The organism is Bacillus sp. JJ864 (genome assembly GCF_036963045.1).
Taxonomy (GTDB): domain Bacteria; phylum Bacillota; class Bacilli; order Bacillales; family Bacillaceae_G; genus Bacillus_A; species Bacillus_A pseudomycoides_C.
In genome coordinates this window covers 1-12690 of record NZ_JBALLY010000232.1, presented here as the reverse complement: position 1 = coordinate 12690, position 12690 = coordinate 1, and the positions used below count along the sequence as shown (strand labels likewise).

The following is a 12690-nucleotide window of genomic DNA, read 5'->3' as shown; positions in this document are numbered from 1 at the left end:
ATATTTGTATAACCCCCTCGTTTTTTCATATCAAATAAAGAAACGGGTGATGTTATGAGATGGAAAGTACGACGAGATAAGGGATATTGGTATATGATGATTGGAATTATTCTATTTTCTAACATACTCCTTTCTCTTCCGCTTTGGTTAGATAACACATTGAACTCTGTAGATTGGATTGTTATTCCTAGTGTCATTCTAATATTTGACTTATTTATGTTTTGGACTATTTTCGGAATTCGCTACGAATTACGAGAAAAGAGTTTATATGCAAGATGCGGTCCTTTTTGGTGCAATGTTCCCTACGTAAATATAACAAAAATCCATCCAACCGATGATATGATGATGGGCTTCCGCCCCGCAGCTGCATTTCACGGTGTAGAAATTCACTATCCTAACGCTCTATTCGGCAGCGTCAAACTATCACCAGAAAACGAAGAATTATTTATCACAACTTTACTTGCTAAGTGTCCACATTTACAAAATAGCAAAACGAAACAGCTCTAATTCAATACGTAGTTACTCTTACGACACAGGAGGATACATAGCTTTATGGGAAATCATTTTTTTCTAACTGGTAAGCCAAGAGTAGGTAAAACTACAGCTCTAAAGAAAATAATAAGCGAAATTGGAGTAGAAAGCTTTAGTGGATTTTATACAGAGGAAATTGTAGAGAATTCTAATAGAACGGGGTTTAAAATTATCTCTCTAAATAGAGACGAATCGGTAATTGCAGATGTTAATTTTAACAGTGATATTAGAGTAGGCAGATATGGCGTAAACGTTTCCGAATTTGAAAGTATTGCTATTGACTCAGTCCAAAATAACCAAAATAAGATTATAGTGATTGATGAAATTGGCCCTATGCAAATCTCATCTCCAAAATTTCTATCTACTATTAATCAATTGATGCAAAGTTCTCAAACTGTGTTAGGAACAATCTATTATGCTTCTCATCCTAAAATAGATGATATAAAGACTAATAGTAGTATGAAAATGCATGAATTAACGCGTGAAAATTATAATGGCGTGCTTACTAAAGTAATCTATGGATTACGAAAGACAAGCATTTTTCATGTCTAAAAAATCATGGAAAATCATCAATAGTGAAATTTTGAATATGAATCTATTTTTATTTCCTTCTTGACTTACAATATAATTCGTAGCTATAATTACTCATGTTAATTTCATAGCATTCGGATGAACCATACAGGAGAAGATCCTTTGATCTACCGATGGGGCAAAAAGCTGGTCGGACAGCTTTGAAACTCTCAGGTCTTGTATTCAAGTAGAACTGTATGGGGACGAATCTCTGGAGAGACTCCCTCCTGTTGCACAGCAGCATGGAGGAAACAGAGCACCGAAGGAGCAAATCCGCCATTACAGCGGATAATCTCTCAGGTAAAAGGACAGAGACAAGCGACAGAAAATACCGATTCCCGAATCGGTTTATTTTTCTATTCCTTGTATCTCCAGAGACCATTTCGTTTATATGAAATGGTTTTTTTATTTTTTCAAAAGGAGAGTAAAGATGGAAACAGTAAATCAAGTATTAGAAGTAATCAATCATTACGTATGGGGACTGCCGACACTCTTACTGCTTGTTGGGACAGGAATCCTCCTTACAGTACGTCTACGAGGCCTACAATTTATTAAACTATTATATGCTCATAAGTTAGCATTCGGAAAATCAGAGGACAACTCAGCTAAAGGAGATATTAGCCATTTTCAAGCGTTAATGACCGCCATGTCCGCTACTATCGGCATGGGAAATATAGCTGGTGTTGCAACCGCAGTGTCTATCGGGGGACCAGGTGCAGTGTTTTGGATGTGGATTACTGCCTTGTTTGGAATGGCAACAAAATATTCAGAAGCGATTCTTGCAGTTAAATATCGCACACATGGCGCTAACGGGGAATACTCAGGTGGTCCAATGTATTATTTAGAACATGGATTAGGAAAGAAATGGCTCGCTATATTATTTGCTATTTTCGGAACAACAGCTTCATTTGGAATCGGAAATATGGTGCAGTCTAATTCAGTTGCTGAGGCAATGAAAATTAACTTTTCCGTATCCCCTGTCGTAACAGGAATCATAATGGCTCTTTTCATCGCAATTGTTATTTTAGGCGGTGTTAAAAAAATAGGAAAAGTGACCGGATTTTTTGTTCCAATTAAAGCTTTCTTTTATATCATTGCTGGACTTATTATTATTTTTTATCATATAGATCAAATTCCAGAAGCATTTCAGCTTATTTTCTCAGGTGCTTTTCATGGCACTGCAGCTGCTGGAGGCTTTGCTGGGGCAACTATTGCTTCAGCTATTCAAATTGGGATGGCGCGAGGGGTGTTCGCAAACGAAGCCGGACTTGGAAGTGCACCGATTGCTGCTGCTGCTGCGAAGACTGATTCCCCTGCTAAACAAGCACTCGTATCTATGACTGGTACATTTCTTGATACATTCGTCGTATGTACAATCACTGGCTTAGTACTCATTACAACAGGTGCTTGGAATTCTGGTAAAACGGGTGTTGAAGCAACGACGTTTGCATTTCAAACTGTATTTGGAAACGCCGGAAGTATAATCCTTGGCATTGCAATTATTTTATTTGCGTACTCAACCATGTTGGGTTGGTCATATTATGGAGAGAAATGTGTTGAATATTTATTTGGCTATCCTGCGGTTCGATACTATCGTCTTATTTTTGTTAGTATAATCCTTTTTGGAGCAAATTTAAAACTAGGGCTTGTTTGGACGTTCTCTGATATTGCAAATGGACTAATGGCAATTCCAAATTTAATTGGTTTGATTGGATTAAGCGGGATCGTCGTTACAGAAACACAACGGTTTTTGCAGGCGGAAGAATCAAACAATTCTAACAATCGGATTGCAAGTTAAATTAAATCTTGCTTTTAAATAAAGTTTGATTAAAAAACCCTTAATTTATGATAAATAAGAAGAATCCATTTTGAAAAAGTTCGAGCAAAATGGATTCTTCAACTATAAATCATGATACGATTTTTATAAAAAAGATTGTAATTGATTATTATATTATTTCTCCACTACCTTTAATTTCGTCTCTACCCTAAAAAACATAATAATTATTAATAGTATCATAAGAGCTATGAGCGCAATTATTGTATGTGGATACCTGAAAGTTAGGCTAATGATACTTCCTATAAGTATCATTAAAAAACCGTTTTTCCTCATAATTTTAGCACTATATTTATTCCCCGCATGCCATAACTCTATATTCTTCATTGATCGACGCGTTCGATAACCAAATGCTGCATTAATATCTGTAGGTGGATATTTTTTTAATAGTTGTGCGGATAAAATGAATATGATGCCAATCAATAGACTAATTCCTATATTTACAAACATATATACCATTTAAATTCCCCCTCTTTATTTATTTTTTTAAAATTGATCATTACCTTTACTAACCGATTGTACCATATTATTACAATTAAACTTCTATTTGTTAATTAATGTAAATATATAGTGTAACAACTATATGACATTATTCATGGAAACCTCGAGATTCCCTAAGGTCTTGGCGTAAAAGATACTAGAAGAAATAAGTAACAGCAACACTGGTATTAGGTATAACCCTAAAATTATAATCTGAATATTTATGAAATTAAGAGTAGGATTTCCTTTGGAGATATAGAAATTATAAAGTGTGTCATTATATTTTTTAGCATTTATACTTTTGCAATATATGCTCAAAGGCTTCCTAGCTAAAATATAGGTTTCAATTTTTTACTTTTATAATACAAATGCTAATTATTTCTTAGATTACTATTCTACTGCAATAAACGGAAGAAACTCATTTCTTTAACTTAATTTCTATTTCACAGTAAATGAACTAGAAAACGATAATAAAATTAGGAGGATTACGATGACGCAGCTTGATACACTACATCCAATTGTAGAAAAAATCATTAACAATATTGAAAAATTGATGGTAGGAAAACGAAAAGAAACAATCCTAACCTTGACAGCTCTCTTAGCTGAAGGTCATGTACTATTAGAAGATGTTCCCGGTGTCGGGAAAACAATGCTAGTACGTGCTCTTTCTAAATCAATTGATGCCGATTACAAGCGAATTCAATTCACACCTGATTTACTGCCGTCTGATGTAACAGGTGTTTCTATTTATAATCCAAAAGAATTGCAATTTGAGTTCAAACCTGGACCAATTATGGGGAATTTCGTACTTGCTGATGAAATCAATCGCACATCACCAAAGACACAATCTGCCTTACTTGAAAGTATGGAGGAAGGCAATATCACAATAGATGGCACCACAAGACCGTTACCAAAACCATTCTTTGTAATGGCTACCCAAAATCCAGTTGAATATGAAGGTACATACCCTTTGCCAGAAGCTCAGCTCGATCGTTTCTTATTGAAACTAAAAATGGGCTATCCTACACCAGAAGAAGAGTTTGAAATTTTAAACCGTATGGAAAAAACAAAGCCACTCTCTCATTTACAAGCTATTACTACAATAGAAGAATTACTGAATTTACAACAAAGTGTACGGGAAGTAAGCATAGACAAAGCAATCAAGCATTACATTGTAAAACTTGTTAATCAAACTCGATCTTATAGTTCCATACAGCTAGGTGCAAGCCCACGCGGCTCAATTGCTTTAATGAAAGCTTCACAGGCTTATGCATTCATTCATGGCAGAAATTATGTTATTCCAGACGATGTTAAATTTTTAGCTCCTTACGTTTTAGCTCACAGACTCATTCTAAAAATGGAAGCGAAATTTGAAGGAGTAACGGGAGAAAAAGTTATCGCAAAAATTGTTGCACGAACTACCGTGCCGACTCAAAGGACGCTGAACCTTTGATGAAACGACTACTACGCGTACTTTATCTTGTTTCCAAGTTATTACTAATCCCTTTATGCCTTGTCTTAACATTTGTGTACGCCATGCTGCAAGGAGGATTTGTAAGTTGGTTTTTATTTTACAGCACGATTCCTTTAGGTCTTTATTCATTACTACTTCCCTTCTACGCCTTACGGGACGCTGAAGTAAAACGAATAACGAATAAAAAAGAATATGTAGCGGGAGAACCATTTTTCAGTACGATTACAATAAAGAGAAAACTCCCTTTTCCCTTACTTTATTTAGTTGTGGAAGATGAACTACCACCGCACTTTATAGGCTGTAAACAAACAAAGGCAAATAAAGTAATTCTCTTTCCTGGATTTAAGCAACATATTTCATTTCAATATGTTATTGACACAATCCCTAGAGGAGAGCACAATTTTTCAAGTGTACGTGTAAAAACTGGTGATCTATTCGGTATTATGGAAAAAGAGATAACTTTTTCAGTTCCTGATACGTTTTTAGTCTATCCTCAGTATGTAGACATAAAGTATCGACAATTGGAAAATCATTTCGAACAAGGAGCGCTTTCGGCAAATATAAATTTAGCAAAAGACTCTACAGTCTCTGTCGGTGTCAGAGAATATATACCTGGTGATCGTTTTTCATGGATTGATTGGAAAGCAACTGCACGTACAAACAATATTATGACGAAAGAGTTTGAACAGCAGCGCAGCAATAATATCATGATATTCATGGACAGAACCTCAACTACTCTATTTGAATCAGTCGTTTCGTTTACTGCTTCAATTGTTAGGGCTGTCTTGAAACAAAATTCACCAGCGTCATTCGTGTCTGTTGGCAAAGAACGAACGACTTTCCCTTTAGATAATGGAGATAAGCAGTTGCAACAAATCTTTTGTCATTTAGCGAAAGTACAAGCAGACAGTGTATTCCCGCTTTCTCAAATTGTAGAAATGGAATTAAGAAAAATTTACCAGCCAATTACAATTATACTTGTAACAAGTGACCTTACTCCCGATATTCAAAAAGCGGCTGATTGTGCAGCAATAAAAAATAGAAAATTAATGGTGTTTGTCGTGAAAGAAAAAGCGAACCAACTCTCACATCGAGAACTAAATATACTAGAAACTCTACAAAAACGAAAAATATTTGTAAAAGCGGTTTATGAAAACCATTATACAAACGTGTTTTTTGAGGTGAGCAAATGAGAACATTACAAGTGAAACATCAATTGGATATGAATAGATTCTTTATACATATGTGCGGATTTCTTCTTTTGCTTGAGTGGGTAAGGCCGCTTATAGGTATTACAAATGTAGGTAGATTAGATATTTTTGTAATATTTATAGGAATTTGCTTCACTCTCTCTTTTTTTCAAACAAAGTGGCAGATTCCAATAAAGGTTGTAACGATTTTATTCATCATTCATTCCCTATATTATAAAAATACTTTTATAAACCCGTCTTGGCTGACAACATTCTTTTCTGATATTTCCCAAAATGGATCCCTGCTTTTTCAGGGCAATCTACTAGATATTTCTCCAGTTTTTCCGACATTCTTATTTTTTCTATCATTCTGGTTTTTGTGTTCTCTCATCTCTTATTGGATGGTTCATAAAAAACGTGGATTGTTATTTCTTATTTTGACTATCATTTATATCACGACTTTTCATAACTTACATTTATACAACGCAAACTATGCGATTATTCGTACCGTTGTCATTGGCTTTTTTATGCTTAGTCTTCTTCAAATTGAACGAATAAAAGCGAGTGAACAATTACAAAATTATGCTAGACATCTCACAAAATTACTTAGACCTCTTGCAATATTTATTGTATTGGCAACAACCATTGCATACTTTGCTCCGAAATTTGGACCTCAATGGACTAACCCGATGGATTTTTTGAAGTTTAAAACATCTGAAGTAAGTAAAAAACAAGAAGTTTCTAAAATCGGATACGGTTTAGATGACTCGCAATTAGGCGGGCCTTTTGAGGCGGATAATACAATTGTTTTTACAGCGCAAACGCAAAACAAACAATATTGGAGAGTAGAAACAAAAGATTTTTATACAGGAAAAGGCTGGGAGGTTTCTGAAAAGCAGAAAAAGGTTTCTTTTAAAAATAAAAATGACATCGTGAGCTGGTACGAACAAAATACAAAAATGGAGGCATCCACAGCAACAATTACGATGCAAAAAAGCTACCCTCATCTTATTTATCCAGCAGGGTTAGTATCTGTTGAGGTTGAGGCTGATGCTAATATATCATACAGTGTTGACCCGTTTTCAGAAAAAGTTTATACGATGAACGGAGACGCTTCTACTGCTTTAAATTCGTATAAAGTAACATATAAAACCCCACAGTTTTCCATAGAAAATTTGAAAACTGTAAAACCAAACGAAGGTCACGAAACAAGTTCTTATTTCATGACAAAGTACACACAACTTCCCGAATCATTACCACAGCGAGTAAAAGACTTAGCTGTTAGTCTTACAAATGAAAAAGATAACCGATATGATAAAGTATTAGCTATCGAAAATTACTTCACAGATAATTCATTTGTATACGAAACAATCAATGTCATGGTGCCTGCCAAAGACCAAGATTATGTAGATCAATTCCTTTTCAATACAAAAAGCGGATACTGTAATAATTTTTCGACGTCAATGATCGTGTTACTTCGTTCTGCCTCGATTCCCGCTCGCTGGGTAAAAGGCTATACTGAAGGAACTCTTGACAATACATTTACTGGTTTAGAAAGTGATAACGTTTATAAAATTGCAAACAATAACGCACACTCTTGGGTCGAAGTATACTTTCCAAGATACGGATGGATTCCGTTCGAACCAACAAAAGGATTTACCAATCCCTATAATTTTATAAATAATACTCCTGCTTCTAATTCACAAAATAGCGAAGAAATCAATTCTACCAACGAGCAAATACAACAGCGGAACAATGAGGCAAAACTCAAAGGTTTAATAGAAGATACAGAAGGAGTCTCTACTAAAAAGATGACAGATTCTAAAAAGGGATTTTCCTGGTGGTACGTACTCCTCTCTTCTATTCCAATAAGTATCATTGGGTACATTCTCTTTACTACGAGAATGAAGTGGCTCACATTTTTAATCATTCTTTTCTATAAATACCGAAAAAGTGATGCCGTTTATCCAAAAGCCTACAAAGCACTTTTAAAACAATTTGCAAGAATCGGTATTCAACGTAAAAAAAGTCAAACATTACGAGAATATGCACTCCACATTGATATGCTTTACGGCTCAAATGATATGCAACAACTTACTTTAAGTTATGAAAATGCTATGTATCAAAACGGACAAGCCGTAGTCGAATGGAGAAAATCTGTACAATTATGGGAAATGCTACTGAAAAAAGCGGCCTCTCCGCCTAAATCAACTGACTTCGATGCAGTGATTTAATTTTGATAACGTGAGTCGAAAGGAAATGCCTCAAAGACTATGAGCTACTTTGTTCTTTGAGGCGTACTTTTTTAATAAACATTTAGGAGAGATAGCTAACTTCTAATCCCCTCCGCCATCTCCTGAACTGCCACATCCACTATCACTGCTGCTATTACACCCATTATCTCCATCCCAGTATCCCCATGATGAATTTGAGGAACTATTTCTTGATATTTTTCTTCTGTTCGTTTGTCTATTAGTCTGATTGTCTTCTTCGAACAGCACAAACAATGCTAAATATAGAAAAAATAATACCATCATTACCAGAAAAAGCAGCATCGAATGCAAAAAACTAGTAGGTTTAATAGCTAAAAATAAAACACCCCATATACACGCTGCTGCTATTATGTAGATTAGCTTAGCTATAAATCTTTGTATTTTTTTATGTGAATTGATTTCCGGGTCCATTTTTTGCATTTTAAGAGCCTGCTGCCTTTGATTATATTCCCTCTGTTTTCATTTTCTTTTTTTGCTCATATTCTTCCCCGTTTTTCATTTTCTTTAGCTGTATCATCATTTATAACTAACTTTAATTATCGCCGAATCTTAAAAATTCTTTAATTTGCTTAATATGATGGATGTCATGCCTCGCCATTCCTTTGAAATATTCATTTACTGTCATTTCATTTGATTCTATATAGAAAATAACTCCTAAATTTCTATCGGCTAACGAATCTAATAATCTTTGTCTTGTTTCACAGACCTCTTGAATTAGTTGTTTCTTACTAATTCCTGAATGTGCATACTCCTCTGCCAGCCTATTCATTTCTTCTACATTCACTTTAGCTTTTGGAAGTAACTCTCCATGAACCATCCCTTCAAGGCGCTCCTCTAAAATATATCGATCCCAATACATAAAATGAGAGATAATTGCAGCCGTTGACCATTTTTCTTCACAAATAGGACTGAAAAATAACTTTTCACTTACTGCCTCTAAAGAAATCAGAAAAGGAATTAACTGATTAAATTCTTCTATAACGCAATGAGTTGACTTTTTCAAAATTCTCTTCTCCTTTTATAAAGTTTTAATAAAATTATTTCATATCTTTAATACGTACACTCCCGTTCTAGTTTTAGGACGGGGGTGTACATGTTTGGCTTCAACATATTTACAAATATAACAATTACGTACTTTTCAATTTAAATGGATAAATGGCGTTTTATCGGTAATTGTCATGGATTGGTTGAAACAAGTCCTCTTGGGTAGTCCGAACAACAGAAAAGTTGTCAACATTGTAATGACCATGAAGTATTTCATTGTGATGACTGATGATTTTCTCAGCAGATAGAATTGAAGAATCTGTCGTCGAATGACCATCTCCTACTAAAGTAACATCGAAATGATTTACCGTTGCAGTTCTAACTGCCGTGTCAATACAGTGTTCTGTTTTACATCCCATCATAACAATATGTTCAATCTCATTTTCCTTTAAAAAATCTAGTAATGATGTACCATAAAATGCATTTGTAGCTGCTTTATCAAATATTTTTGCAGTAGTTGGCACGTTTACTTTCGGGTGTATTTGAAACCCTGGACCTTTTCCTTCAGCAACATCCTTATCCCTTATAAAGATGATTAAAGCTTGTGATTCTAATGCCTTATTAATAACTAAATTAACGTTATCTAATAACACTTCTTTATTAAACACACTTTTCATTTCATTATTACCATCAACTAATTCTTGTTGGACATCAATAATAAGCAAAGTTTGGTTCAATAGAAAAACTCCTTTTCGTTATAATTTTTACACGTGTTCTTCATACCATTCTTCATTGTAATGTTCATAATATCGCCTCCCTTATCTTTTAATTTATTTCGTTATAGAAATATAAAATCCTTTTTTCAACCTAATATCATTTGAAAAACTTTCCCATTATTCCCCAACAACACTGTCCTTTAACGTATTTCCGAAAGAAGTCCCCATTGTGTAGCTGCCATACGTAATCTCACAATTTAAACGATTTATGATTTGCTTACGCAATATATTCATAAAGGCTGTTTCTTTATATTGTTTTGGTTTCTTAAAAACATGTTTGATTTTTCCTTGATGAAATTTTTGATGACACTCTTCATGCACCGTTACAAGGTTATTTGCCATATCCGAACCACCGTTCGATGATATGATGCGTATGCAAAATGCCACCTTGTTTCTTACAAATTTGACAGGTGTAATCGTCTCTCGCAAATACATAATATCTCGTATTCCAAAAGTCAAAGGCATCTCCTTGTTGATATTCGGTTCCTTGTATGTCAGGGTTTTTTAGCTTTTGTGCATCAAATTTCCCTACTTCGACAATCACTTTTGGTGAAGGTAAGAGTGACTTGAATATTTCAATCCAATGAATTTGATTATCTACTTTGCTTTGAATCGATGGAGGTAACCATCCTTCTTTCTTTTTTCGATTGAGAAAACGGCTTTGCGATACCTCGTTTTCCGTTGTCTTCTACCTCTGTGTAATGCAGCTCTTAGTGTGAGATTTTCTTTGACGTCCTGACGTAACTGGATGGTTCCTTTTGCTAGAACTTTGTCTTCTGTAGTAATTGCAATGCCGATATGTTTTGAACCACTATCAACACCAATTGTAACGGGTTGCACCGCTTCACCTGTGGCATATTGCAATTGAATTGTAAACGGAGTGTATCCAATAATCTTTGCTTTTCCTTGTTTGAGAAGAAGCCTTGCCTTACGAGGACTACAGGGCATAAGTGGTTCTCCCCTTAAATTCTTGACAAATACATGCATGTTTTGTCCCTCCTAAGAGTTCGTTTCCCTTCGCCAATGTTTGTAGGTGTTGGCAACTTCTTATAAAAGAAGGCTTGTGGTTGACTGTTCCTTCCAAATCAGAACTGTTACAGAGCCACCATAGAGCCAAAAACTAGGGAATCATTCTTGGGGTATGCAACCTACGAACGGAGTCCACGAAAGACTAAGGCTAGACAACCAGGGCTTTTTTTACAAGCCCCCACTTCAAAACGTGTTAGCGTTTAAGTGGTGGGTAGTTGACTCGAATAATGTTTGATCATCTCTCAAAAATAATTTCTTCAATCCCCTTCATTACTTCAAAGGATCCTGAACTTTTATTTGAAGCTACTACTATCTTGATTCCTGACTTAGGATAAAAAGCAGAATGGAAGCTTACACCAGGGTCATATCCCATTACATGATACTTAACTATAGATTCTTCACTTTTAGTGATCCAAAGTCCATATCCATAATCTACCCCATCTTTAACACGGATTTGTGAATTCAAAAGTGTTTCTGTACATTCTTTACTCAAAAGTTGATGATTAAACAAAGCTTCCCAAAATTTGACCATATCTGATGATGTGATAAAAGCACCTCCATCAGCTCCACCTTTTATCGGAATAGAGTAGCTATTCGTTCTCCACGTTCCATCTTTATTATCTATGTACCCATAGGCAGTGTTTTTAGGGAGTTGATCTAAAGGAAAATATCCTGAATCATTCATTCCACATCGTTGGAAGAGATTTGATTCAATATAGTTGGTAAAAGAAAGTCCTGATTGTTGTTCTACGATTAAACCTAAAACAATGAATCCAGCATTATTGTAGTGGAATTTATCTCCAGGTTGGAACATCATATTCCCCTTTTGAAATAAAGGAAGAAAATCTTTTACGTCATTCAAAAGATACATAGGTGTTTGTTTCCAAAGGTCTTCAAAGTTATCCATTACTTGTTCATCAAAATAGTCCGGTATTCCAGAAGTGTGAGTCAAAAGGTGATGAATTGTTATGTCTTTGTTAAAATGCGGGAATTTTATGTTTAAACAATCTTCAAGACGAGTTTCAAATGATAGTAAACCTTTTTCAACTAGTTGACAAATAGCAACAGCTGTAAACAACTTACAGCCAGATGCAATTCCAAAGCGTGTATGAACAGTATTTAATTTTTTATCAGCCCTGTTCGCATAACCAAATGCTGATTCAAATAAGACTTCATTGTTATCTTTGATGTAAATAGCTCCAGAAAATTGTTCATCTATTATGTTATGAATTGCTTTAGTAAATTTTAAAGCTCGATTGCTCAAAATAATCCCCCTCATTCTATTAAATTAATGTTATTTATTCGTTGTGTCTTTTCTCCCCCATTAATAGATAACAATGTATTATTCCCCATTTCAATACGAATTTCCTTTTACTCATTAATACCAGGAGAGAATAAAGTCCAGCTTTTCAGGACAGGATTTTGATTAAGCTTTTTTACAAATACTTAAACTTTATTCAAAATATCGTATGAATGTTTAAACGATCCAAGCAGACCAACTAAAAGCTAAAGATGTAAACGCCAGAATAAAATGGTTCTTACGCTAATT

The 12690-nt window shown here is 34.8% G+C and carries 12 protein-coding genes, 1 pseudogene and 1 riboswitch; of the genes and pseudogenes, 6 read left to right on the top strand and 7 right to left on the bottom strand.

Translation table 11 applies throughout. The features are described 5' to 3' along the window. The first annotated feature begins 54 nt into the window (after positions 1–54). The 3 genes from V7024_RS23800 to V7024_RS23790 all read left to right on the top strand — a co-directional run bounded on the left by V7024_RS23800 (position 55) and on the right by V7024_RS23790 (position 2899). A complete protein-coding gene (locus V7024_RS23800; RefSeq protein ID WP_335524530.1) occupies positions 55–507 on the top strand; it encodes a PH domain-containing protein in 453 nt (150 codons plus the stop codon). A 45-nt stretch (positions 508–552) separates the two neighbouring features. Continuing rightward, entirely contained in the window at positions 553–1083 is a 531-nt protein-coding gene (locus V7024_RS23795; RefSeq protein WP_335524528.1) for a nucleoside-triphosphatase, read from the top strand. Positions 1084–1302: 219 nt separating this feature from the next. After that, positions 1303–1423, top strand: a riboswitch (glycine riboswitch). A 108-nt stretch (positions 1424–1531) separates the two neighbouring features. Beyond that, complete coding sequence (locus V7024_RS23790) at positions 1532–2899, top strand: alanine/glycine:cation symporter family protein (protein ID WP_335524527.1); 1368 nt, start codon at positions 1532–1534, stop codon at positions 2897–2899. A gap of 153 nt (positions 2900–3052) precedes the next feature. On the opposite strand, the gene V7024_RS23785 is transcribed toward V7024_RS23790, so the two are convergent. Continuing rightward, complete coding sequence (locus V7024_RS23785; protein WP_335524525.1) at positions 3053–3394, bottom strand: SdpI family protein; 342 nt, start codon at positions 3392–3394, stop codon at positions 3053–3055. A 511-nt stretch (positions 3395–3905) separates the two neighbouring features. Between V7024_RS23785 and V7024_RS23780 the strand changes: the two genes are divergently transcribed. Genes V7024_RS23780 through V7024_RS23770 form a run of 3 tightly spaced genes read left to right on the top strand, consistent with a single transcriptional unit; the run spans position 3906 to position 8313 of the window. Beyond that, the gene (locus tag V7024_RS23780; RefSeq protein ID WP_335524524.1) at positions 3906–4868 is read left to right on the top strand and encodes an AAA family ATPase; all 963 of its coding nucleotides are present in this window, start codon (positions 3906–3908) and stop codon (positions 4866–4868) included. After that, a complete protein-coding gene (locus V7024_RS23775) occupies positions 4868–6082 on the top strand; it encodes a DUF58 domain-containing protein (protein WP_335524522.1) in 1215 nt (404 codons plus the stop codon). Before V7024_RS23780 ends, V7024_RS23775 begins: the two co-directional genes overlap by 1 nt. After that, positions 6079–8313 carry a transglutaminase TgpA family protein gene (locus tag V7024_RS23770; protein WP_335524521.1) on the top strand — a complete coding sequence of 745 codons (2235 nt, stop codon included), beginning with the start codon at positions 6079–6081 and terminating at the stop codon, positions 8311–8313. Before V7024_RS23775 ends, V7024_RS23770 begins: the two co-directional genes overlap by 4 nt. 102 nt (positions 8314–8415) lie before the next feature. Here the strand turns inward: V7024_RS23770 and V7024_RS23765 are convergent, their stop codons facing one another. From V7024_RS23765 to V7024_RS23740, 6 genes and pseudogenes are all read right to left on the bottom strand, one after another. Further along, positions 8416–8772, bottom strand: coding sequence for a hypothetical protein (locus V7024_RS23765; RefSeq protein WP_335524519.1), 357 nt, complete (start codon positions 8770–8772; stop codon positions 8416–8418). A 112-nt stretch (positions 8773–8884) separates the two neighbouring features. Beyond that, complete coding sequence (locus V7024_RS23760) at positions 8885–9355, bottom strand: DinB family protein (RefSeq protein WP_335524517.1); 471 nt, start codon at positions 9353–9355, stop codon at positions 8885–8887. Between the two features lie 160 nt (positions 9356–9515). Continuing rightward, positions 9516–10073, bottom strand: a complete 558-nt coding sequence (locus V7024_RS23755) for an isochorismatase family protein (RefSeq protein ID WP_335524515.1) — start codon at positions 10071–10073, stop codon at positions 9516–9518. Between the two features lie 156 nt (positions 10074–10229). After that, a complete protein-coding gene (locus V7024_RS23750) occupies positions 10230–10454 on the bottom strand; it encodes a hypothetical protein (protein WP_335524513.1) in 225 nt (74 codons plus the stop codon). Then, positions 10444–11060 (bottom strand): annotated as a pseudogene (gene iscB, locus V7024_RS23745) (RNA-guided endonuclease IscB). The gene V7024_RS23750 and the pseudogene iscB overlap by 11 nt, the downstream one beginning before the upstream one ends. Before the next feature lie 316 nt (positions 11061–11376). After that, entirely contained in the window at positions 11377–12420 is a 1044-nt protein-coding gene (locus V7024_RS23740; protein ID WP_335524512.1) for a serine hydrolase domain-containing protein, read from the bottom strand. Positions 12421–12690: the final 270 nt, after the last annotated feature.